This is a genomic window from Microbacterium pseudoresistens (assembly GCF_013409745.1).
GTDB classification, from domain to species: Bacteria; Actinomycetota; Actinomycetes; order Actinomycetales; family Microbacteriaceae; genus Microbacterium; species Microbacterium pseudoresistens.
The window spans coordinates 2,642,312-2,664,042 of record NZ_JACCBH010000001.1 but is presented as its reverse complement, the minus strand read 5'-3'; the positions used below and the strand labels follow the sequence as shown (position 1 = coordinate 2,664,042).

Sequence of the window (21,731 nt, the reverse complement as noted above, 5' to 3'; positions counted from 1 at the left end):
GTGACGACTGCCACGACGAAGAAGACCCGGACGACGCCCAAGAAGAAGACCGCACCCGAGGCGGACAAGCCCGCCGAGGCGACCGCTGCGCAGACGGCGACGGAGCCCGCTGCGGAGAAGACTCCCGCGAAGAAGGCGGCGGCGAAGAAGGCCCCGGCGAAGAAGGCGCCCGCCAAGAAGGATGAGGCGAAGACGGAGGCGGCCAAGAAGGCCGCGGCCAAACCCGCGGCCGAGAAGAGCCCGCGCAAGAAGAAGGACGACCCGGTCGCCGAGGCCGTGGCCGACACCAGCGACGACAACGCCGACGTCGAGGGCGACGAGGACAAGAAGCCCGCCTACACGGAGCCGCTGCCGACCGGCGCCATCGTCCTGACCTCGAAGGATGAGGACGACGTCCCCGTCTACTCGACGCAGATCACCGGCGCCACCGCCGACCCGGTCAAGGACTACCTCAAGCAGATCGGAAAGGTCGCGCTGCTGAACGCGGCCGAAGAGGTCGAGCTCGCGATGCGCATCGAGGCGGGTCTGTTCGCCGAGGAGAAGCTGTCGAACATGTCGGCGGCCGAGAAGAGCAAGCAGCTGGGCCTGGACCTGCAGTGGGTCGCGCGCGACGGTCAGCGTGCGAAAAGCCACCTGCTCGGCGCGAACCTACGCCTCGTGGTCTCGCTCGCCAAGCGCTACACGGGTCGCGGCATGCAGTTCCTGGATCTGATCCAGGAGGGCAACCTGGGGCTCATCCGCGCGGTGGAGAAGTTCGACTACACCAAGGGGTTCAAGTTCTCGACCTACGCCACGTGGTGGATCCGTCAGGCCATCACGCGCGCTATGGCAGACCAAGCCCGCACGATCCGCATCCCCGTGCACATGGTCGAGGTCATCAACAAGCTCGCCCGCGTGCAGCGGCAGATGCTGCAGGACCTCGGACGCGAACCCACCCCTGAGGAGCTCAGCCGCGAGCTCGACATGACCCCCGAGAAGGTCGTCGAGGTGCAGAAGTACGGGCGTGAGCCCATCTCGCTGCACACGCCTCTGGGCGAAGACGGCGACAGCGAGTTCGGCGACCTCATCGAAGACACCGAGGCGGTCGTGCCGGCCGACGCGGTGGGCTTCACGATGCTGCAGCGCCAGCTCGAGCAGCTGCTCGACTCGCTCTCCGAGCGGGAGGCGGGTGTGATCCGCATGCGCTTCGGCCTCGGCGACGGCCAGCCCAAGACGCTCGACCAGATCGGCGACACGTTCGGCGTCACGCGTGAGCGCATCCGTCAGATCGAGTCGAAGACGATGGCCAAGCTGCGCCACCCGAGCCGTTCGCAGTCGCTGCGGGATTACCTCGAGTGATGGCGGAGAACAGCGGCCTGCCCAACGAGGGCAAGGCGCTCGAGGCGAGCGTCGACGGAACCAGCTACGCGCGCATCCCGCTGAAGACCAAGGTCGTCATGCCCGATGACGATCTGGATGCCGTGATCACCGAATACGCGGCCGACGCCGTGCAGCCGGGCGATGTGCTGTTCGTGACGGAGAAGATCGTCGCGATCACGCAAGGCCGCTCCTACCGGCTCGATGAGATCCGGCCGCGAAAGCTCGCGCTGTTCCTGTCGAAGTACGTCACGCGCACGCCGTACGGCATTGGCCTCGGGATGCCCGAGACGATGGAGATGGCGCTGCGGGAGTGCGGTGCGCCGCGCATCCTGTTCGCCGCCGCGGTCGCAGCGGTGACCAAGGCATTCGGCCGCAAGGGCGACTTCTACCGCATCGCCGGCGACAAGGCGCGCGCCATCGACGGACCGACCGAGGGAACGATCCCGCCGTACGACCAGGCGGTCGTGCTCGGGCCCGACAGGCCCAAAGCCGTTGCCGCACACCTGCAGACGCTGATCGGCGGCGCGGCCGACGTGGCCGTGGTCGACATCAACGACCTCGGCGGCAACATCCTCGGCTCCACACTGGATCGTGCGGGCGAGGAGCGCCTGGTGCGCATCCTCAAGGACAACCCGCTCGGCCAGGGCACGCAGTCGACGCCGATGGGCATCATCCGCGCCGTCTGACGCGACACCGACGCATCGAGGAGGGCCTGCCCGGCGACACCCGTGGCAGGCCCTCCTCGTTCTGCTGGTCGGCTGTGCTGCTCAGAAGCCGATCGCGGCGCGGTAGCGCGGCTTGTTGCCGGTGCGGATGCCTGAGACCGACGGCTTGTTCTCGTAGACGCCGGCGCCCCAGTTGCCCTCGACGAGCACGGGCCCGTCGGGGCCGACCACGACGTCCCATCCCACGTACTGGATCTGCGGCACCACGCGGGCGACGGTGTCGATGAACGCGACCACCTCTTCGTACAGCGGCAACTGGAAGTCTGCAATGCGCACACCCGAGTCCGGGTGGTCGACATGCACGTGACCGTGCGAGTCGTACCCCGCCGAGCGTGCGTGACCGGTCTCATCGAGCATCGTGTAGAAGCCGCCGAACGACATCTGATCGCTCACCTCGCCGCGCCCGAACTTCTGCGCGACGGCGAGGATGTGCGTCGTCTCACCGTCGAAGAACGCCGTCACGCGCGTGGTGTTGACGGTGCCGGGGCATACGGCGGCCAGGTCTTGGTGCTGCACGATGAGCTGCTCGATCAGCACCTCGTCGCGCGTGAGCAGGTCGCGGTGGAAGCGGGCCCAATCGTCGACGTCGGCGGCGTGATAGCGCTTGACGCCGCTGCCGGCCTGCCCGCGGCGGGTCTTGGCGATGATCGTGCCGTGGCGGGTCACGAAGTCTTCGAGCTCGGCCGCGTTGCCCTCTTCGACGAGCATCCACTCGCGACGGAGGAACCCGTCGAAGGTGCGGTTGAACTCGAGCTTGTCGTGGAACAGGTGCCGGTAGGGCTCGGCGTCGTAGCGCTCGGAGAGCTGATTCGACACGGGATGCGTCATGTACGTCGCGCGTTCGGCGGCACTCAGCATGGCGAAGTCGTAGTCGACGTAGTCCTGGAAGCCCACGTTGTCGAACGCCGCGCTGCGCAGCATGTCGACCACGACCAGCGGCACCGCCTTGCCGTGCTGATCGCGTACCTCGCGGGCGCGCGCCAACACCGATCCGACGTTGATGCGGCTGGCGCGTTCGGCGAGGTATCGCAGGCGGGGCATGACGCCCAGGCCGTTGGCAGGCATTCGTTCTCCAGATTCGTCGCGGACACACCATTCTAGGCGGCGAGCGGTCGCCGAACCCTGGCAGGCATGGCCCTCGGGCATCCCGGCCAGGGCACTCGGGAAGACGGCGCGGATCGGGCGCCTCGATGTCCTGACCTAGACTCGTCGGGTGGGCATTCCTCGCAGCACGGCGACCCGCGCCATGATCTCCCGCTCTGCGCTGACCGCACACGCGCGGGCATGCGCAGCCGACGGCGGCCGGGTGGCCGACCTGCGTCGTGATGCCTACGGACACGGCCTTCTCGTCGCTGCGCGCGCTGTCCTGGCCGCGGGCGTCGAGGAGATCCGTGTCGACGGACCCGACCAGGTGGCGATGCTGCGCGACCAGGGGCTGACGGCGAATGCGACCGCCGTGCCGGACATCGATCCCGTCGCCCTGTACGGGATGCGGCCGGATGCCGACGGCGTCAAACGCCCGGCGATGCGGCTCACGGGCCACGTCATGTCGACCAAGCCGCTGCGCCGCGGAGAGGCCGTGTCGTACGGCTACACTCACCGCGCCGAGCGCGACACCACGGTGGCGCTCATCACCGGCGGCTACGCGCAGGCGGTGGTGCGAGCGCTCGGCAACCGTGCGCACGTCGAGCTGCGCGGGCAGGTGCATCCGATCGTGGGCCGGGTGGCGATGGACGTCTGCGTCGTCGACCTCCAATCGTCCGATGCCGTGGCGGACGAGGGCGACGAGGTGACCTACTTCGGCGGATCCGGCCCGGCGCGTGCCTTCCTCGGCGAATGGGCGGATGCGACCGGATTCACGCCTGAAGAGCTCGTCTGCGCCGCAGGCCTTCACGCGACGAGAGTCGAGGGGGACTGATGCCCGCCCGGCTCGAGATCAGCAGTGCGACCTTCCGCGGAAACGTGCGGGCCGTCGCCGAGCGCATCGCGCCGAGCGAGCTCATGCTCGTCATGAAAGACGACGCCTACGGACACGGCCTGAACTGGGCGGCGGCGCAGGGACTGGCGGTCGGCGTCCGCTGGTTCGGCGCGTACGAGGTGCCCGCGGCGCTGCGCATCCGCGCGGCTGCTCCCGAGGCGCGCATCTTCGCCTGGGCGACATCGTCGCGCGAGGAGGTCGCGGCGGCCATCCGCGCCGACGTCGACCTCGGCATCGGCGCGCACGACTACCTGCGGCGCGTGGTCGCCGAAGCGCGGAGCGCGTGCCGCCCTGCGCGGATCCACCTCAAGATCGATACCGGCCTGCATCGCAACGGCATCCGGCCCGAGGACTGGGACGACGTCGTCGCCGAGGCGCGCCGTGCCGAGGATGCCGGCCTCGTGCGCATCGCCGGAGTATGGAGCCATCTCGGCGAGGCGAGCGACGCCGACGACGACGATGCCCGATCCGTGTTCACCGCGGCAGGAGACGCGCTTCGGGCTGCGGGGGGGACGCCGGAGCATCGGCATCTCACCGCCTCGGCGGCATCCTGGGCGCGACCGGAGCTGCGGGGATCGCTCGGGCGGATCGGGGCGTTCTGCTACGGCATCCGCTCGGCCGACGGGCCGGACCTCGACGGCGTCGCACCGGCCGCAGCGCTGCGCGCAGACGTCATCGATTCGGGGGCGGATGGCGTTCGCATCGACATCGGCGCCCTGGATGGACTGCCCTCGACCCTCGCCGGGGCGGCCATCGGAGACCGGTCAGCGCGGATCGTGCGGGTCGATCGCACCTGGACCGAGGTCTCGTCCTCCGAAGAGCTCCGGCCGGGCGACAGCGTCACGCTGTTCGGCCCCGGCGGCGTGAGCGCCACGGACCTGGCCGAGCACATCGACACCGTCGGCGAGGAGATCCTCACCCGCATCTCTCCGCTGGTGCCCCGGATATACACGTGACGCGCGGAGCGTGTGCTCCGCGCGTCTCTGAGTGACGTCATTGCCGACGCCCCGTGTGGACCGGCTTCGGCTCGGACTGCCCTGGCTCAGACGGCGTCGACCAGTCGTGCCGTCTCGTCGTGCCACGACGTGGCGACGGAGCGGAGCTTCTCTTCGTACTTGCGGCCGTGGTGCGCGCAGAACAGCAGTTCGCTGCCGTTGACCTCGGCGGCGATGTACGCCTGGGCGCCGCAGGAATCGCAACGGTCCGCGGCCGTGAGACGGTACTCGACGGTGGGTGCTTCTCGTTCGGTCGTCGCGTTCATCTCGTGCCTCCTCGGTGTTCGGGTTACGCGGTGGAGCGTGCTCAATACAACCACGCAGACCTGGGAGTCATGCCCGCGCGACGGCGTGTTTCGCTCACCGCGTACGCGACGGGTCTCGGCACGGTATCAGCGGGAGTGTCGTCCGGATGCGGGGGACAGGCGCGCATACGATGGAACACTGTGACAGCCGAGTACTCCGCCCATCATCTCCAGGTCCTCGAGGGGCTGGAGGCGGTCCGCAAGCGCCCGGGCATGTACATCGGCTCCAACGGCTCTCCGGGCCTCATGCACTGTCTGTGGGAGATCATCGACAACTCCGTCGACGAGGCGGTGGCCGGCACCGGCACGCGCATCGATATCGTGCTGCACGACGACGGCAGCGTCGAGGTGCGCGATCGCGGTCGCGGCGTGCCCGTCGATGTGGAGCCGCGCACCGGGCTCACCGGCGTCGAGGTCGTCTACACGAAGCTGCACGCGGGCGGGAAGTTCGGCGGCGGCTCGTACGCGGCATCCGGCGGTCTGCACGGCGTGGGCGCGTCGGTCGTCAACGCGCTCTCCGAACGCCTCGACGTCGAGGTCGACCGAGGCGGCAAGACCTACGCCATGAGCTTCCACCGCGGCGAGCCGGGCGTTTTCGCGGACTCCGGCGAGCCCCGTCCGGATGCACCGTTCTCACCCTTCGAGCAGAAGAGCGAGTTGCGCGTCATCGGCAAGGCGCCCAAGGGAGTCACCGGAACACGGGTGCGCTACTGGGCTGACCGGCAGATCTTCACGAAGGACGCCGCCTTCCAGCTCGAGGAGCTCGAGACGCGGGCGCGCCAGACCGCTTTCCTCGTGCCCGGTCTCGAACTGGTCATCCGCGACGAGCGCGAGAAGACCGACGGCGACGCTGAGGCGAAGGACGCTGAGGCGAAGGAGACGTCGTTCCGCTACGACGGCGGCATCTCCGAGTTCGTGGACTACCTGGCCATGGATGCGCCGATCACCGACACCTGGCGCGTCCAGGGCTCCGGCAGCTTCACCGAGACGGTCCCGGTGCTGCAGCCCGACGGCCACATGGCCTCCACCGAGGTCGAGCGTGAATGCCGCGTCGACATCGCGATGCGCTGGGGAACCGGCTACGACACGGTGACCCGCTCGTTCGTCAACATCATTGCCACGCCCAAGGGCGGCACGCACCAGCAGGGCTTCGAGCAGGAGCTGCTGAAGGTGCTCCGCGCCCAGGTGGAGCAGAACGCGCGCCGTCTCAAGGTCGGCAAGGACAAGCTCGAGAAGGACGATGTGCTCGCGGGCCTCACCGCCGTGCTCACCGTCGAAGTGCCCGAGCCGCAGTTCGAGGGCCAGACCAAGGAGGTGCTCGGCACCCCCGCCGTGCGCACCGTGGTCGTCAAGGTGCTCCGACAGGCGCTGGGCGAGCGGTTCTCCTCGACCAAGCGCGACGACAAGAGCCAGGCCTCGATGCTGCTGGACAAGGTCGTCTCCGAGATGAAGGCGCGCATCTCCGCCCGCGCCCACAAGGAGACCCAGCGCCGCAAGAACGCGCTGGAGTCCTCGACCCTGCCCGCCAAGCTCGTCGACTGCCGCACGAAGGACGTCGAGCAGTCCGAGCTGTTCATCGTGGAGGGCGATTCGGCGCTCGGCACTGCCAAGGATGCGCGCAACAGCGAGTTCCAGGCGCTGTTGCCCATCCGCGGGAAGATCCTCAACGTGCAGCGGGCCTCGATCAGCGACATGCTCTCCAACGTCGAGTGCGCCTCCATCATCCAGGTGATCGGCGCCGGGTCCGGGCGCACCTTCGACCTGTCGGCGGCCCGCTACGGCAAGATCATCCTGATGAGCGACGCCGACGTCGATGGCGCTCACATCCGCACCCTTCTGCTCACCCTGTTCTTCCGCTACATGCGCCCGCTCATCGAGGACGGGCGCGTGTTCGCGGCGGTGCCGCCGCTGCACCGCGTGATCGTGGTGAACCCGGGCTCGAAGCCGAACGAGACGATCTACACCTACAGTGAGCAGGAGCTGCACGCGCTGCTGACGAAGCTCCGCAAGCAGAACAAGCGCTGGCACGAGCCGGTGCAGCGCTACAAGGGACTCGGCGAGATGGATGCCGAGCAGCTCGCGACGACCACCATGGATCGCTCCGGCCGCCTGCTGCGTCGGGTGCGCATGCAGGACGCCGAGGCGGCAGGTCGTGTGTTCGAGCTTCTCATGGGCAACGAGGTCGCCCCGCGTCGGGAGTTCATCATCGACTCCTCCGATCGCCTCACGCGCGAGTCGATCGACGCCTGATCAGGCGTCGATGATCGGCGGCGGGTCGATCAGGAGCCGAGTGCGCGCCCGACGGAGCCGATGACGGCGTCGAGCGGTTGACCGGAGCCGTCGCGTTTCGCACCGCCTTCGGGGAGTGTGCGCGCCGAGCCGTCGTTGCCCACGGCGAGTGCGGAGGAGGGGCCGACCCAGGCCAGGCTCAGACGGTCTTCGCCCTTGAGGAAGGCATGCGCACGTACGCCGCCGGTCGCGCGGCCCTTGCCGGGGAACTCCGCGAACGACGAGACCTTGGCGCGTCCCGCGTCGGTGCCGGCGAGCATCCCATCGGCACCGGATACTGTGACGACCACGGCGTCGTCCGGAGTCTCGACGACGGAGAACGCGACGACTTCTGCGCCGGCGCCGAGCTTCACGCCGGCCATGCCTCCGGCCGGCGCGCCCTGCGGACGCACGCCCGCGGCGGGGAAGTGCAGCAGCCGGGCATCCGAGGTGACGAACACGAGCTCGGTCGCGTCGGGGGCGGTGGCGGCGCCGACGACGGCGTCACCGGGCTTGAGGCCGATGATCTCCAGCTCCGGGCGCACGGCAAGGCCGGATGGCACGATGCGCTTGACGACGCCCGTGCGCGTGCCGAGGGCGAACGGCGCGTCGTCGTCGAAGCGCAGCAGCGCCACGACGCGTTCGCTCTTATCGAGGAGACCGACGTAGTCGCGCAGCGGGACACCGGCGGCGAGGTGCACGGAGCTGGAGGGCACCGACGGCAGGTCGACGGGGGAGAAGCGCAGCACGCGCCCTGCCGAGGTGACGGCACCGATCTCCGCGCGGGTCGACGTGGCCAGCGTCGCCAGCACCGCATCGTGCTTGCTGCGGCGCGTGGCGAGAGACAGCTCCTGGTCGCCCTCGAGGTCCACCCGCACCGCGCGGCCGGTCGTGGACAGCACGACCACGGTGGGCGCATCGGCGATCTGCAGATCGGGGGTTCCCTTGGTGCTGCGGGGTTTGGGCGGCGCGGCGTTGAGCAGCATCGTGCGGCGCGGCGTTCCGTAGGCATCGGCGGCCGCATCCAGTTCCTGCGCGACGAGGCGGCGCAGCAGAGCCTCGTCGTCGAGCAGCTCCTTCAGCTCGGCGATCTCCTGCTGCAGCTTGTCGCGCTCGGCCTCGAGCTCGATGCGCGAGAACTTCGTCAGACGCCGCAGGCGCAGTTCGAGGATGTACTCGGCCTGCAGTTCGGAGAGGTCGAAGACGTCGCGCAGTCGGGTGCGCGCCTGCTCGGCGTCTTCAGAGGTGCGGATGACCTGGATGACCTCGTCGATGTCGAGGATGGCGATCAGCAGGCCCTCGATGAGGTGCAGGCGCTCCTCGCGGCGCGCGAGCCGGAAACGGCTGCGGCGGGTGACCACCTCGAGGCGGTGGCGCACGTAGACCGACAGCATGTCCTTCAGGCCCAGCGTGCGGGGCTGGCCGTCGACGAGGGCGACGTTGTTGATGCTGAAGGAGTCCTCCAGCGGCGTGAGCCGATACAGGTGCTCGAGCACGGCGTTCGCGTCGAACCCGGTCTTGATGCCGATCTGGATGCGCATGCCGTGACGACGGTCGGAAAGGTCTGTGACGTCGCTGATGCCCTGCAGCTTCTTGGCCTGCACGGCGTCGCGGATCTTCTCGATGAGGCGTTCCGGGCCGACCATGTAGGGCAGCTCGGTGACGATGATGCCGGTGCGCCGCGGGCCGAGCGGCTCTATCGAGGTCTTTCCGCGCACCCTGAGGGCGCCGCGGCCCGTCGTATAGGCGTCTTTCACGCCGTCCAGCCCCATGAGGATCCCGCCGGAGGGGAAGTCGGGACCGGGCACGTACTCCATCAACTCCTCGACCGTGGCGTCCGGATGCTCCAGCAGGTGCACGGCGGCGGCCACCACCTCGTTGAGGTTGTGGGGCGCCATGTTCGTGGCCATGCCGACCGCGATGCCGCTCGCGCCGTTGACGAGGAGATTGGGGAAGGCTGCGGGCAGCACGGAGGGCTGCTGGAACTGGCCGTCGTAGTTCGGGACGAAGTCGACGGCGTCTTCGTCGAGGCTCTCGGTGAGCGCGAGCGACGGTGCCGCCAGGCGCGCCTCGGTGTAGCGGGCTGCGGCAGGGCCGTCATCCAGGGAGCCGAAGTTGCCGTGCCCGTCCACCAGCGGCACGCGTAGCGCGAAGGACTGCGCCAGGCGGACGAGGGCGTCGTAGATCGCCGAGTCGCCGTGCGGATGGAGCTTTCCCATCACTTCGCCGACGACGCGGGCGCTCTTCACGTGGCCGCGGTCGGGGCGCAAGCCCATCTCCGCCATCTGGTAGACGATGCGTCGCTGCACGGGCTTGAGGCCGTCGCGGGCGTCGGGCAGCGCGCGGGAGTAGATCACCGAGTACGCGTATTCGAGGAACGAGCCCTGCATCTCGCTCGACAGATCGATGTCCTGGATGCGCTCGTCGATCGGCTCGGGCGGGGTGGTGCTGCGGGGCATGGGGTTCCTGCGTCGGCTTCCTGCGTCGGTCGGTCGTGCGGCGGAGGCGGTCCTCGACGCCGCTGCCGGGCGCAGCCCTGTGGGAGACTGGCTCGGATGACGCCCATGCTACCGGCCGTGCCGCCCTCTGCCCGGAGCATCACCGGGGTGGCGGATGACCTTCTCGGTGCCGTGACAGGAACGGGCTCTTCGCTGCCGCGGGTCCGTTCGGCCGTCCTCGTCGTCGTCGACGGACTCGGCATGGCCCAATTGCGGGCGCACGCGGGTCATGCGCGCTGCCTCGCGGCGGCGACGGCGCGCGGCGACGTGGCGTACTCCGTGTTCCCGTCGACCACGGCGGCCGCGCTCACGAGCCTGCTGACCGGGGTGGCCCCGGGCACGCACGGCCTCGTCGGCTACCGGGTGCTGGATCGTGAGCGCAGGCGGCTGGTGAACCAGCTCAGCGGCTGGGAGCACGAGCGGATCGACGCGGCCCAGTGGCAGCGCGAGCCCACGATCTTCGAGCGGGCGACGGCCGCGGGGCATCCTGCCTTCGCCGTGGGACTCGCCGCCTACGCGCACAGCGGATTCTCCTCCGCAACATTGCGCGGCGCGCGCTTCGAGTCGGAGAAAAGCGCCGCCGAGCGCGTGGAACGGGCGATTCAGCTGGCCGACGAGAACGACGGCGCGCTGGTGTACTGCTACCTTCCGGAGGCCGACAAAGCGGGCCACAAGCACGGTGTGGATTCGGGTGAGTGGGTGGCGGCGCTGGAAGAGATCGATGCTGCGCTGTCTGTCGCGCTGCCGGCCGACGTCGGAATGCTCGTCACGGCCGATCACGGCATGATCGATGTGCCGCGGCATCGGCACCTGATCATCGAGGAGGGCGATCCGATGCTGGCGGGCGTCACGCATATCGGGGGAGAGCCGCGCATGCTGCACGTCTATCTCGACGCCGCCGCGCGCACCGATGAGGCTACCGCTGTCTGGCGGGCGGGCACGGGGGCCGCCGCCGACGTGCACACGCGCGACGAGGCGATCGCGACGGGGATGTTCGGGACGTCCGTGACGCCCGAAGCGTCATCGCGGATCGGCGATCTGCTCGTCGCCGCGCGCGGCACCTGGGCGCTGTACGACGGTACGGACGCGGATCAGACGTCGCAGGGGATGATCGGACAGCACGGCTCCCTCACCCCGGAAGAGCTGCGAGTGCCGTACACGCGCCTGGGGGCTTTCGCTGCCCGCTGAGCGGACGAGAGGCCCGGATCGTCACTCGTCGGTCCGTGCGCCGAAGACGATCTCGTCCCACGACGGCATCTCGCGCCGGCGCCGACGTTGCCCGCCCTCGGCATCCGATCCGCCGGTCGATGCACCGCTCGGGGTCGAGGAGGGGGGCGCGACAGGGGATGCGCCGCCGGCGGATGAGCGAGACGGCGCGTCGTCGTCGATGCCGCCGTCGTACCCCGGCTCGAGGGCGTCGAACAGAGCGATCGGCCCCTGACCCTGGTCGGGGGCGTCGTCGGTGGGCACCGGCTCGCGCTGCCCACGACGACGCCGCAGCGCCTCGAGGAGGTCGGCCGTGCCGGAAGGGGTCTGCGACGTCTCTGGGGCGCGCTTGGTCGCCGCCTCCTGGGCGGAGGGCGCCGAACGCTCCCGACCGGCGGGCTCAGCGTCCTCCGCGGGGGTCTCCTCCGCATCAGCGACGGGCGGGAGGACGCGGGGACCGAAGGCGCCGGAATCGAACCGGCTGTCATCCTTGTACGGCGACGGGCGTTCCTTGTCGAGCGCGCGCAAGCGGGGGATGAGTCCTTCGGGGAGCGAGCCCTGGCGGGAGAGCTGTGTCGCATCGGCGTTGAGCGGTGCGAGGGCGCTGCGGCGGGGATCGAAGCTCCAGCGCGCATCGTGATCGACCTCGTTCGCCGTGAACTCGAGCTTGATGATCCAGCCGGCGGACTCATCCTTCCAACTGGCCCAGCGCTCGCCCGAGGCGGAGACCTCGGCGAGCTTGTTCCTGATCGCCACGCCGAAGGTGGGCTGGGCGTCTGGCTCGACCTCGCTGCCGATGAGCACGGGCACGGCGAGCGCCTGGGACACGAGGTGTTCGCGCTCGGCCAGCACCGGCGACTCGAACCTTTCGACGACCTCGCGATCGACGCCGAGCAGGTCGGAGACCTCGGCGGCCGAGAGGCCGGAGCGGATCTTCGCCTGGATCTCCCTCGGGCTGGCCGCCAGAGGGGCGGCCTTGTCGTCGCCGTTCGCGCGCGAACGGCGCACCTCGGCACGCAGAACCTCGTCGATGGGCAGGCCGAAGCGGGCTCCTGCCTCCGTCGCGAGGATCAGGAGGTTGTCTTCGGTGCCGACGATGGTGACGTTTTCCATGGCTGAGCCCCTCCGATGGGTGTGTCCCCATGGTGTCACGCACCCTCGGAACCCTGCGGGAATACCGCGGGCGCGCCGCGAGTTTGGCAGGGCGGATCGCGACCATTTGCGAAATGCGTCGCGGTCTAGCAGAATTGCGCCGCCGTCTTCCCGACGGCAGGCAGCCGCGCCCACGACGAACGCGGCCCCCGGTACGACGAAAGTGGAGATCTTCCGCATGGCAACCGACTACGACGCCCCCCGCAAGAGCGATGACGAGAGCGAGTCGATCGAGGCTCTCAAGGAGCGCGTCCCCGACAAGCTGTCGGGATCGGTCGGCGATGAGGACTCCGACAACCCCAGCAGCTTCGACCTGCCCGGCGCCGACCTGTCCGACGTGGAACTCGACGTCGTCGTGCTCCCGCCCCAGGATGACGAGTTCACCTGCACGAGCTGCTTCCTCGTGAAGCACCGTTCCCAGCTGTCGCCGCAGAGCAGCGCGGGCGCGCCGATCTGCACCGAGTGCGCCGGCTGATCCGATGCACCGCACGCGCCCGGGCCGATCGGCTCCGGGCGCGTCTTGCTGTCAGTCCGCGTCTGCCCGTGCGGCCGTCGCGCGCGCAGCGTCGATCGCGGCGGCGAGCCGATCGGGCGTGCGGGTGGAGATCGTCCAGCGGGGGGCGGGATCGGCCGGGTCGGTGATCGGCACGATCACCAGCCCTGGGATACCGCCGCGGATGAGGTGCCAGCCGCGTGCCGGGAGGTCCGGCCCCCGGGCGGCTCGTGCCGCCTCCCCGGTGCGGATCTCCGGTGCGCCCAGCCAGCGTGCGTCGATGTGCGCTCGGCCCGCGTGCAGCGTCGTCCCCTGCACTTTCAGGCGCGGGGAGAGCACGACGATGAGCACGAGGATGACCGCGGTCGAGGCGACGCCGATGGCCAAAGCGAGCGCGGGGACGAGCCGGAGCGCGGTGAGCGCGATCATCGGTCCGATCACGGCCGCCCCGAGGAAGAGCCACAACCCGGGGGTGAGGCGCTCCCGGTACAGCACTGCCGCAGCAGGATCGTCGCCTCGGCTGGACGAAGACCGAGTGTCGGCATCGAGGTTCTGCATTAGCCTCTTTCTCGTGACCGAAACCGTGGACATCCCCATTATCGCCCCCGCGGTTCCCGCATACGCCCATGTCGGCGACGCCGGGGCCGACCTCGTGTCCACGGAATCCGTGGTGCTGGACGCGGGGGAGCGCGCGATGCTCGGCACCGGCGTGCGCATCGCGCTTCCCGAGGGATACGCGGCCTTCGTCGTGCCGCGCAGCGGGCTGGCGGCCAAGCACGGCATCACCGTGGTGAACTCTCCCGGCACCGTCGACGCGGGCTATCGGGGGGAGATCAAGGTCACCCTGCTCAACACGGATGCGCGAGAGAGCTATGCCATCGCAGCGGGCGACCGCATCGCCCAGCTGATCGTCATGCCGGTCGTGCGGGCGAACTTCGTGCCCGTCGACGATCTCGACACCAGCGAGCGCGGCGACGGCGGCTTCGGATCGACCGGCTACCAGTCCGCAACGGACGTTCAGGCAGACAGCGCCGCCGTCGAGGCCGGCGCGGAGGAGAGAGCATGACCGACGACAATCAGAACGACGGCGAGATCGAAGAGGTCGAGCTCGAACAGGTCGACGTCGACTCGACCGCGCTGAGCGGGGACCGGGCCGTGGACGGCCCCTTCGACGAGTCCGAGGCGAATCCGGTGCGCCCCTACATCGACCTGGGCGGCATCAAGATCCTTCCCCGCGAGGGTCTGAACCTGCGGCTGGAGGTCGAGGAGCAGTCCAAGCGCATCGTCGCCGTCGGGCTCGACTACGCCGGATCCACGCTGCAGGTGCAGCCGTTCGCCGCGCCGCGCACCTCCGGTCTGTGGGACGAGACCCGCGAGCAGATCCGAGATCAGGTGACCCAGCAGGGCGGCAGCGTCCAGGACCGCGACGGCGCACTGGGCGCCGAACTCCTCGCCGAGATCCCCGCCGCGGGCGAGGGCAACGGCCGCCGCACGGCCCGCTTCGTGGGTGTGGATGGGCCGCGATGGTTCCTGCGCGGAGTGATCGGCGGGGCGGGGGCGTCGGATCCCGAGGCCGCGGCGGCCGTCGAGGACCTCTTCCGCTCGATCGTCGTGGTGCGCGGCGGCTCACCGATGCCTCCGCGCGACCTCATCCCGCTGCGCATGCCCGCCACCCCCGGCGCGGCGTGAGCGGGATCGACCCGACTCCCGAGCCGTCGCCCCTGGGTTCGGACGAGGAGCGCGAGCCCGGCGCGGCCGAGATCCTCGGATCGGCGCTGAGCGACGCCGCGCGCCGTGCGGGTATCGACCCCGACGCCGAGAAGTCCACCGGGTCGATGGTGTGGGCGGTGATCGGCGGCTGGCGCGGCATCGCCGAGAGCGTTCTGCCGCTGCTCGCGTTCATCGTCACCTACAGCGTGACCGGCGAGCTGCTGCCCGCGCTCGCCCTGTCGGTCGGACTCGCAGCGATCTTCACGGTCATCCGGCTCGTGATGAAGTCGCCCCCGGTGGCCGCGCTGTCCGGCTTGGTGGCCGCGGTGGTCGCGGCGGGCCTTCCGCTGTTCACCGGCCGGGCCGAGGATCAGTTCGTCGTCGGCTTCATCACCAACATCGCCTACGGCGGCGCCTTCGTCGTCTCGGCGCTCGTGCGCTGGCCGCTCATCGGCGTCGTGGTCGGCTTCCTGGTGGGCGAAGGGCTCGCATGGAGGCGGGACCCGCGAAAGCGGCGGCTGTTCTTCTGGCTCTCCATCGCGTGGGGAGCGCTGTTCCTAACCCGGCTCGCGGTGCAGCTGCCGTTCTACTTCGCCGGAGACGTGGCGACCCTCGGCACGGTGAAGCTCATCATGGGACTTCCGTTCTTCGCCGCGCTGCTCGCGCTCACCTGGATCACGACGCGCCGTCTCTACCCGCGCTCGGACACGTCCGCCATCCCGAAGGCGTGATAGATTTATCTTGACATCAAGATAAATCGACGCCCTTTCGCTCAGGCGTCCGCAGGCGCACACTGGTAAGGCATCCCTTGCTGGCCGGGCGATCGGACGGCGGGCAAGATGGAGTCGCCTGTCGCTTCCATCCGATCAGAAGGAGACGGATTCGTGTCCACGGTGAACAGCTTCGGTGCCAAGAGCACCCTGACGGTCGGCAGCACCGACTACGAGATCTTCCGCCTCGACACCGTCGCCGGGTACGAGAAGCTCCCGTTCAGCCTGAAGGTGCTGATGGAGAACCTCCTGCGCACCGAAGACGGCAAGAACGTGACGAAGGCGCAGATCGAGGCGCTCGGGTCGTGGGATCCCACGGCGAACCCCGACACCGAGATCCAGTTCTCGCCCGCGCGCGTCGTCATGCAGGACTTCACCGGCGTGCCCTGCATCGTCGACCTCGCCACCATGCGCGAGGCCGTGACGGCCCTCGGCGGCGACCCGAGCAAGATCAACCCGCTCTCGCCCGCCGAGATGGTCATCGACCACTCCGTCATCGCCGATCTCTTCGGCACGGAGAACGCGCTGGAGCGCAACGTCGAGATCGAGTACGAGCGCAACGGCGAACGCTACCAGTTCCTGCGCTGGGGCCAGACGGCGTTCGACGACTTCAAGGTCGTCCCCCCTGGCACCGGAATCGTGCACCAGGTGAACATCGAGCACCTCGCCAAGGTCATCTACGACCGCACCAACGACGGCGTGCTGCAGGCCTACCCCGACACCTGCGTCGGCACCGACTCGCACACCACCATGGTCAACGGCCTCGGTGTGCTCGGCTGGGGCGTCGGCGGCATCGAGGCCGAGGCCGCGATGCTCGGACAGCCCGTCTCGATGCTCATCCCTCGTGTGGTCGGCTTCAAGCTCACCGGTGAGATCCCGGCCGGCGTGACCGCGACCGACGTCGTGCTCACCATCACCGACATGCTGCGCAAACACGGCGTCGTCGGCAAGTTCGTCGAGTTCTACGGCGCGGGCGTGGCTTCGGTGCCGCTGGCCAACCGCGCCACGATCGGCAACATGAGCCCCGAGTTCGGCTCGACGGCCGCGATCTTCCCGATCGACGACGTGACGCTGGACTACCTGCGCCTGACCGGCCGCGACGAGCAGACCGTCGCCCTCGTGGAGGCCTACGCCAAGCAGCAGACGCTGTGGCACGACGCCGACAACGAACCCTCGTACAGCGAGTACATGGAGCTCGACCTCGGCACCGTGGTGCCCTCGATCGCCGGCCCCAAGCGCCCGCAGGACCGCATCCTGCTGTCGGACGCCAAGTCGCAGTTCGAGAAGGACATCGTCGCATACGCGACGCCGAGCACGTCGAACGACATCGTCGATCTGGAGTCGAAGCACTCCTTCCCCGCTTCCGACCCCGGCGCCGGCCCCGGCGACGAGGACGGCGACACGCGGCAGGTGCACATCAGCAGCGGCCTGAAGAACGGCACATCCAAGCCGACGACGGTGACCCCGCCCTCGGGCGACCCGTACGTGATCGACAACGGCGCCGTGACGCTGGCCGCGATCACCTCGTGCACCAACACGTCGAACCCCTCGGTCATGGTCGCCGCCGGTCTTCTCGCCCGCAAGGCGCGCGAGAAGGGTCTGAAGCAGAAGCCGTGGGTGAAGACCACGCTCGGTCCTGGTTCCAAGGTCGTGACCGACTACTACGAGAAGTCCGGCCTCGACAAGGACCTCGAGGGTCTCGGCTTCTACACGGTCGGCTACGGCTGCACGATCTGCATCGGAAACTCCGGCCCGCTGATCGAAGAGGTCTCCGAAGCCGTCAACGGGCAGGATCTCGCGGTCACCGCGGTGCTCTCCGGAAACCGCAACTTCGAGGGCCGCATCAGCCCCGACGTGAAGATGAACTACCTCGCCTCGCCGCCGCTCGTCGTCGCCTACGCGCTCGCCGGCACGATGCACTTCGACTTCGAGTCGGATGCGCTCGGTCAGGACACCGACGGCAACGACGTGTTCCTCAAGGACATCTGGCCGGCACCGGCCGAGATCCAGGAGATCATCGACTCGTCGATCTCGCGCGAGCAGTTCATCAAGCAGTACGAGACCGTGTTCGACGGCGACGAGCGCTGGCGCAATCTGCCCACGCCGAGCGAGCCGATCTTCAAGTGGGAGGACTCGTCGACCTACGTGCGCAAGGCGCCGTACTTCGAGGGGATGACCATGGAGCTGACCCCGGTCGAGGACATCTCGGGCGCGCGGGTCATGGCGACCCTGGGCGACTCGGTCACGACCGACCACATCAGCCCCGCCGGCAACATCAAGATCGGCACGCCGGCTGCGAAGTACCTCGAGGAGCACGGCGTGCGCCAGAAGGACTTCAACTCCTTCGGTTCGCGCCGAGGCAACCACGAGGTGATGATCCGCGGCACGTTCGCGAACATCCGGCTGAAGAACCAGCTCGTGCGCGCCGTCAACGACGGCGCCGAGGTCGAGGGCGGGTACACCCGCGACTTCACCCAGGAGGGCGGTCCGCAGGCGTTCATCTACGACGCGTGCGTCAACTACGCCGAGCAGGGGACACCGCTGGTCATCTTCGGCGGCAAGGAGTACGGCTCGGGGTCGTCACGCGACTGGGCGGCCAAGGGCACCAACCTGCTGGGTGTGAAGGCGGTCATCACGGAGAGCTTCGAGCGCATCCACCGCTCGAACCTCATCGGCATGGGCGTCGTCCCGCTGCAGTTCCCTGAGGGCGAGTCCTGGGAGTCGCTGGGGCTGGACGGCACCGAGATCGTCTCGATCGAGGGTCTGACCCAGCTCAACGAGGGCGTCACGCCGAAGACGGTCAAGGTCACCGCCGCGCCCAGCGAGTTCTCCTCCGAGGGCAAGCAGCCGGTCAGCTTCGATGCCGTCGTGCGCATCGACACCCCCGGTGAGGCCGACTACTACCGCAACGGCGGCATCCTGCAATACGTTCTGCGTTCGCTCGTCTGACGCCAGTCCGCCATCGCGAATGGTCCGGGGCTTCGGCCTCCGGACCATTCGCGTGTGCGGGCGCCTACTCGGAGTTCGTCCAGGTACGACGGTAGACTGATCCGGTTCCTGCGAGCCCGCGCGGGGCGTCTTCGAGATGGAGAGGAGAGTCGATGCCGATCCTTCCGAGCATCACCGGACCGCGCGATCTCGATGCCCTCTCCGAGGCGCAGCTGCGCGAACTGGCCACGGAGATCAGAGCATTCCTCGTCGAGAACGTGGCGCGCACCGGCGGGCACCTCGGCCCGAACCTCGGGGTCGTCGAACTCACCATCGCGTTGCATCGCGTGTTCTCCTCTCCCGACGATCCGTTCATCTTCGACACCGGGCACCAGTCGTACGTGCACAAGCTCCTCACGGGGCGCCAGGACTTCAGCCGGCTGCGCTCGCGCGGCGGCATGGCGGGCTACCCGCAGCGCGGCGAGAGCGCGCACGACGTCGTGGAGTCCTCACACGCATCCAGCTCGCTGAGCTGGGCCGACGGCATCTCGCGGGCGCTCACGGCGACCGGTCGCGCCGACCGGCACGTGGTGGCCGTGGTCGGTGACGGCGCGCTGACGGGCGGGATGACGTGGGAGGCGCTGAACAACATCAGCGACGACAACGACCGCAACCTCGTGATCGTCGTCAACGACAACGGGCGCTCCTATGCGCCGACCATCGGCGGGATGTCGCGGTATCTCAATCGTGTGCGCACGGCGGCCGCGTACCGTGACCTCCACAAGCGCTCCGACCGGCTGTTCCGCGCGTTCGGGCCCTTCGGGCGAGCGGTCTTCCGCGGCGTGCGCGGCGGCACCCACGGATTCCTCTCGCGCTTCACGAACAACGCCGCGCTCTATTCGAACCTCGACATCAAGTACCTCGGCCCGGTCGACGGTCACGACATCCCGGCGCTGCTGGAGACCCTCGAGTTGGCGAAGGGATTCGGCGCCCCGGTCATCGTGCACGCGATCACGGAGAAGGGCCGCGGCTACCAGCCGGCCCTCGATGACGAGGCCGACCAGTTCCACGCGGTGAACAAGATCGACCCCGTCACCGGCGAACCGCTGAGCGCGAGCAGCCGTGCGTGGACCGACGTGTTCGCCGATGCCCTGGTCGATGTCGGATCGCGCCGCCCCGAGGTCATCGCGATGACGGCGGCGATGCTCCGACCCACCGGTCTCGCGCCCTTCGCCGAGCGGTTCCCCGACCGGGTGTACGACGTCGGCATCGCCGAGCAGCATGCCGTGGCCTCCGCCGCCGGCCTCGCCTTCGGAGGACTGCACCCGGTCGTCGCCGTCTATGCGACTTTCATGGGCCGCGCATTCGATCAGGTGCTCATGGATGTCGGGCTGCACAGGGCGGGCGTCACCTTCGTGCTCGATCGCGCCGGGGTCACCGGCCCCGACGGCCCGAGCCATCACGGCATCTGGGACCTGTCGATGCTGCAGATCGTCCCCGGCATCCGCATCGCGGCACCGCGCGACGCGACACGTCTTACGGAAGTGCTCGACGAGGCCGTCTCGGTCGACGACGCTCCCACGGTCATCCGCTATCCCAAGGGCGCTGTCGCCGAGGAGATCCCGGCCCTTGAGCGCCTGGACGACGGCGTCGACGTGCTCTTCCGGGGCGAGAGCGAAGACGTGCTGCTCGTGGGCATCGGGCCCTTCGCGGGTCTCGCCCTCGATGTCGCCGATCGGCTGAAGGCACAGGGGATCGGTGCGACCGTCATCGATCCGCGCTGGGCGATCCCCGTGCAGCCCTCCGTGGTCGACCTGGCCCGGCGACACCGGCTGGTCATCACGATGGAGGACGGGATCCGCGTGGGTGGCATCGGCACGCGCGTGCGCCAGGTTCTGCGTGAGGCGGGGATCGACACCGCCGTGGACGAGCTCGGCGTCCCCGATGCGTACATCGACCACGCGTCTCGCGAGCAGATCCTCGAGGACGCCGGGCTCACGGCGACCAAGATCGCCCACGATGTCGTCGCGCAGGTGCTGGGGCGTCGGGTTCCCGTCGCACGCCAGACCGGCGAGACGGGGGCGATCGACCTCCCCGTGCACGAGCGCCGCTGAGAGGCGGCGTCAGCGCCCGCGTGAGTCGTCGCGCAGGGCGAGGTGCACGGTCCACCACCAGCCGATGACCGCCGCGACGATCGTGAGCCCAGCCCCCCACAGCATCAGCCATGACGCCGAGCTCCAGAACTGTTCGGGCATCGCGTTGCCGTTGATCACCGCCGCGAAGATCAGCCCGACGAGAGCGCCCATGAACGCGCCGACGGCGGCCTGGGCGAGCGCGTGGGGGAGCAGTGACCGGATGCGTCGCATGGCGCGACCGACGGCTCCAGCCAGCGGTGTTCCGGCGAACATGGCGAGCAGCGACACCGGAGCGCCGATGAAGAGCCCGTACATCAGGAACACGGGGATCATTCCGACAGACGAGCCCCGGCTTTGGTACTGATCGGCGGGGAGCAGCACCGCGCTGACGATGCTCGGCACGCTGAGCAGCAGCGTGAGCTCGATGAGGAAGACGAACCAGGTGCGCCGCCCGCCACGCCACAGCTCGTGCCGGGTGAACGCCATGGGCTCCTCGGGCGTGCGCAGCGGTGTCGCTTCGACCGCAGCAGCCGCGTTGTGTTCGCTCATGCTCGTACCTCTGCGATCTGGGTGAGAAGGTCGGTGGCGACACCTCGGATGCCGGGGACGCGCAGGAAGGGCTGGGCGACGGCGAACAGGCGCAATCCGGTGTCCAGCAGCCGCGCGGTCTGTCGCTGTCCCTCACCGGAGTCGTAGGTCCAGCGCAGCAGGAGCGCGAGGAACACCCCGAACAGCGCGTCGGGCAGAATCCCTGCGATCGAGGGGGGAAGGCGGTGCTCGGACCCGTCGACGGCCTCGCGGAACAGCGCCACGGTGAGGGCGCGCGCGTCGGCGGAGGCCTCGGACAGCGGGTTGATGGGGGAGTCGGGCGGCATCATCGCCCCGAGGAATCCCGGCGCGACCCTGCGGTACGGGCCGACGGTGCGCAGCCCCGTCTCGAAGACGACGCGAAGGCGGTCGACGAGCTGCTTCTCAGCCGCGAGCAGCGGCCGTGCCAACGCGGCGTGCTCGTGCTGCACGCGGATGTAGAGCTCCTGCACGAGGTGCTCCTTGGAGGGGAAGTAGTAGTAGGCGTTGCCCACCGAGACCTCGGCCTCGGCGGCGATGAGACGCATGGTCGTGTCGACGTAGCCGCGATCGACGAACGAGGCGAGCGCCGCATCGCGGATGCGGGCGCGAGTGCGCTCCGCCTTCGACATCGCGAAGTCT

General features: G+C 69.2%; 19 protein-coding genes. 12 read left to right on the top strand and 7 right to left on the bottom strand.

Annotated elements, in window-relative coordinates:
* The gene (locus BKA02_RS13075) at positions 1 to 1,338 is read left to right on the top strand and encodes an RNA polymerase sigma factor (protein WP_343045420.1); all 1,338 of its coding nucleotides are present in this window, start codon (positions 1 to 3) and stop codon (positions 1,336 to 1,338) included.
* Positions 1,338 to 2,045: a coenzyme F420-0:L-glutamate ligase gene (locus BKA02_RS13070; RefSeq protein WP_179434663.1), complete on the top strand. Its 708-nt coding sequence runs from the start codon at positions 1,338 to 1,340 to the stop codon at positions 2,043 to 2,045. Before BKA02_RS13075 ends, BKA02_RS13070 begins: the two co-directional genes overlap by 1 nt.
* An 81-nt stretch (positions 2,046 to 2,126) precedes the next feature.
* Here BKA02_RS13070 and BKA02_RS13065 read toward each other — a convergent pair whose 3' ends face one another.
* Complete coding sequence (locus tag BKA02_RS13065) at positions 2,127 to 3,149, bottom strand: sugar-transfer associated ATP-grasp domain-containing protein (RefSeq protein WP_179434662.1); 1,023 nt, start codon at positions 3,147 to 3,149, stop codon at positions 2,127 to 2,129.
* A 148-nt stretch (positions 3,150 to 3,297) separates the two neighbouring features.
* Between BKA02_RS13065 and BKA02_RS13060 the strand changes: the two genes are divergently transcribed.
* A complete protein-coding gene (locus BKA02_RS13060; protein ID WP_343045419.1) occupies positions 3,298 to 4,002 on the top strand; it encodes an alanine racemase in 705 nt (234 codons plus the stop codon).
* On the top strand, positions 4,002 to 5,018 hold the full coding sequence (locus BKA02_RS13055; protein ID WP_179434661.1) for an alanine racemase: 1,017 nt from the start codon (positions 4,002 to 4,004) through the stop codon (positions 5,016 to 5,018). Before BKA02_RS13060 ends, BKA02_RS13055 begins: the two co-directional genes overlap by 1 nt.
* 86 nt (positions 5,019 to 5,104) lie before the next feature.
* On the opposite strand, the gene BKA02_RS13050 is transcribed toward BKA02_RS13055, so the two are convergent.
* On the bottom strand, positions 5,105 to 5,323 hold the full coding sequence (locus BKA02_RS13050; protein WP_179434659.1) for a DUF7455 domain-containing protein: 219 nt from the start codon (positions 5,321 to 5,323) through the stop codon (positions 5,105 to 5,107).
* Positions 5,324 to 5,503: 180 nt separating this feature from the next.
* Here BKA02_RS13050 and BKA02_RS13045 point away from each other — a divergent pair, with 180 nt between their 5' ends.
* Complete coding sequence (locus BKA02_RS13045) at positions 5,504 to 7,612, top strand: DNA gyrase subunit B (protein ID WP_179434657.1); 2,109 nt, start codon at positions 5,504 to 5,506, stop codon at positions 7,610 to 7,612.
* A gap of 29 nt (positions 7,613 to 7,641) precedes the next feature.
* On the opposite strand, the gene BKA02_RS13040 is transcribed toward BKA02_RS13045, so the two are convergent.
* Positions 7,642 to 10,089 carry a DNA gyrase/topoisomerase IV subunit A gene (locus tag BKA02_RS13040; RefSeq protein ID WP_179434655.1) on the bottom strand — a complete coding sequence of 816 codons (2,448 nt, stop codon included), beginning with the start codon at positions 10,087 to 10,089 and terminating at the stop codon, positions 7,642 to 7,644.
* 96 nt (positions 10,090 to 10,185) lie between these two features.
* Here BKA02_RS13040 and BKA02_RS13035 point away from each other — a divergent pair, with 96 nt between their 5' ends.
* Positions 10,186 to 11,316, top strand: coding sequence for an alkaline phosphatase family protein (locus tag BKA02_RS13035; RefSeq protein WP_179434653.1), 1,131 nt, complete (start codon positions 10,186 to 10,188; stop codon positions 11,314 to 11,316).
* 21 nt (positions 11,317 to 11,337) lie between these two features.
* Here the strand turns inward: BKA02_RS13035 and sepH are convergent, their stop codons facing one another.
* On the bottom strand, positions 11,338 to 12,447 hold the full coding sequence (sepH, locus tag BKA02_RS13030; RefSeq protein ID WP_179434651.1) for a septation protein SepH: 1,110 nt from the start codon (positions 12,445 to 12,447) through the stop codon (positions 11,338 to 11,340).
* Between the two features lie 217 nt (positions 12,448 to 12,664).
* Here sepH and BKA02_RS13025 point away from each other — a divergent pair, with 217 nt between their 5' ends.
* Complete coding sequence (locus BKA02_RS13025) at positions 12,665 to 12,961, top strand: DUF4193 domain-containing protein (RefSeq protein ID WP_179434649.1); 297 nt, start codon at positions 12,665 to 12,667, stop codon at positions 12,959 to 12,961.
* A 51-nt stretch (positions 12,962 to 13,012) separates the two neighbouring features.
* Here BKA02_RS13025 and BKA02_RS13020 read toward each other — a convergent pair whose 3' ends face one another.
* Positions 13,013 to 13,537 (bottom strand): DUF3093 domain-containing protein, encoded by a 525-nt coding sequence (locus BKA02_RS13020; RefSeq protein WP_179434647.1) that lies wholly within the window; start codon positions 13,535 to 13,537, stop codon positions 13,013 to 13,015.
* A 13-nt stretch (positions 13,538 to 13,550) separates the two neighbouring features.
* Between BKA02_RS13020 and dut the strand changes: the two genes are divergently transcribed.
* The 5 genes from dut (at position 13,551) to dxs (ending at position 20,501) form a co-directional block, all read left to right on the top strand.
* The gene (dut, locus tag BKA02_RS13015) at positions 13,551 to 14,045 is read left to right on the top strand and encodes a dUTP diphosphatase (protein WP_179434645.1); all 495 of its coding nucleotides are present in this window, start codon (positions 13,551 to 13,553) and stop codon (positions 14,043 to 14,045) included.
* Entirely contained in the window at positions 14,042 to 14,668 is a 627-nt protein-coding gene (locus BKA02_RS13010; protein ID WP_179434643.1) for a DUF3710 domain-containing protein, read from the top strand. The genes dut and BKA02_RS13010 overlap by 4 nt, the downstream gene beginning before the upstream one ends.
* Positions 14,665 to 15,420: a DUF3159 domain-containing protein gene (locus BKA02_RS13005; RefSeq protein WP_370467882.1), complete on the top strand. Its 756-nt coding sequence runs from the start codon at positions 14,665 to 14,667 to the stop codon at positions 15,418 to 15,420. The genes BKA02_RS13010 and BKA02_RS13005 overlap by 4 nt, the downstream gene beginning before the upstream one ends.
* 153 nt (positions 15,421 to 15,573) lie before the next feature.
* Positions 15,574 to 18,408 (top strand): aconitate hydratase, encoded by a 2,835-nt coding sequence (locus tag BKA02_RS13000; protein ID WP_343045418.1) that lies wholly within the window; start codon positions 15,574 to 15,576, stop codon positions 18,406 to 18,408.
* Positions 18,409 to 18,560: 152 nt separating this feature from the next.
* A complete protein-coding gene (dxs, locus tag BKA02_RS12995; RefSeq protein ID WP_179434639.1) occupies positions 18,561 to 20,501 on the top strand; it encodes a 1-deoxy-D-xylulose-5-phosphate synthase in 1,941 nt (646 codons plus the stop codon).
* Positions 20,502 to 20,510: 9 nt separating this feature from the next.
* Here the strand turns inward: dxs and BKA02_RS12990 are convergent, their stop codons facing one another.
* Together BKA02_RS12990 and BKA02_RS12985 are read right to left on the bottom strand one after the other, a co-directional pair.
* Entirely contained in the window at positions 20,511 to 21,071 is a 561-nt protein-coding gene (locus BKA02_RS12990; RefSeq protein WP_179434637.1) for a hypothetical protein, read from the bottom strand.
* On the bottom strand, positions 21,068 to 21,721 hold the full coding sequence (locus BKA02_RS12985) for a TetR/AcrR family transcriptional regulator (RefSeq protein WP_179434635.1): 654 nt from the start codon (positions 21,719 to 21,721) through the stop codon (positions 21,068 to 21,070). The genes BKA02_RS12990 and BKA02_RS12985 overlap by 4 nt, the downstream gene beginning before the upstream one ends.
* Positions 21,722 to 21,731 lie beyond the last annotated feature (10 nt).

Coding starts and splice junctions, on each gene's coding strand:
- dxs (WP_179434639.1), top strand. CDS start 18,561: ATGCCGATCCTTCCGAGCATCACCGGACCGCGCGATCTCGATGCCCTC.
- BKA02_RS13050 (WP_179434659.1), bottom strand. CDS start 5,323: ATGAACGCGACGACCGAACGAGAAGCACCCACCGTCGAGTACCGTCTC.
- BKA02_RS12990 (WP_179434637.1), bottom strand. CDS start 21,071: ATGAGCGAACACAACGCGGCTGCTGCGGTCGAAGCGACACCGCTGCGC.
- sepH (WP_179434651.1), bottom strand. CDS start 12,447: ATGGAAAACGTCACCATCGTCGGCACCGAAGACAACCTCCTGATCCTC.
- BKA02_RS13010 (WP_179434643.1), top strand. CDS start 14,042: ATGACCGACGACAATCAGAACGACGGCGAGATCGAAGAGGTCGAGCTC.
- BKA02_RS13040 (WP_179434655.1), bottom strand. CDS start 10,089: ATGCCCCGCAGCACCACCCCGCCCGAGCCGATCGACGAGCGCATCCAG.
- BKA02_RS13025 (WP_179434649.1), top strand. CDS start 12,665: ATGGCAACCGACTACGACGCCCCCCGCAAGAGCGATGACGAGAGCGAG.
- BKA02_RS13065 (WP_179434662.1), bottom strand. CDS start 3,149: ATGCCTGCCAACGGCCTGGGCGTCATGCCCCGCCTGCGATACCTCGCC.
- BKA02_RS13020 (WP_179434647.1), bottom strand. CDS start 13,537: ATGCAGAACCTCGATGCCGACACTCGGTCTTCGTCCAGCCGAGGCGAC.
- BKA02_RS13055 (WP_179434661.1), top strand. CDS start 4,002: ATGCCCGCCCGGCTCGAGATCAGCAGTGCGACCTTCCGCGGAAACGTG.
- BKA02_RS13070 (WP_179434663.1), top strand. CDS start 1,338: ATGGCGGAGAACAGCGGCCTGCCCAACGAGGGCAAGGCGCTCGAGGCG.
- BKA02_RS13035 (WP_179434653.1), top strand. CDS start 10,186: ATGACGCCCATGCTACCGGCCGTGCCGCCCTCTGCCCGGAGCATCACC.
- BKA02_RS12985 (WP_179434635.1), bottom strand. CDS start 21,721: ATGTCGAAGGCGGAGCGCACTCGCGCCCGCATCCGCGATGCGGCGCTC.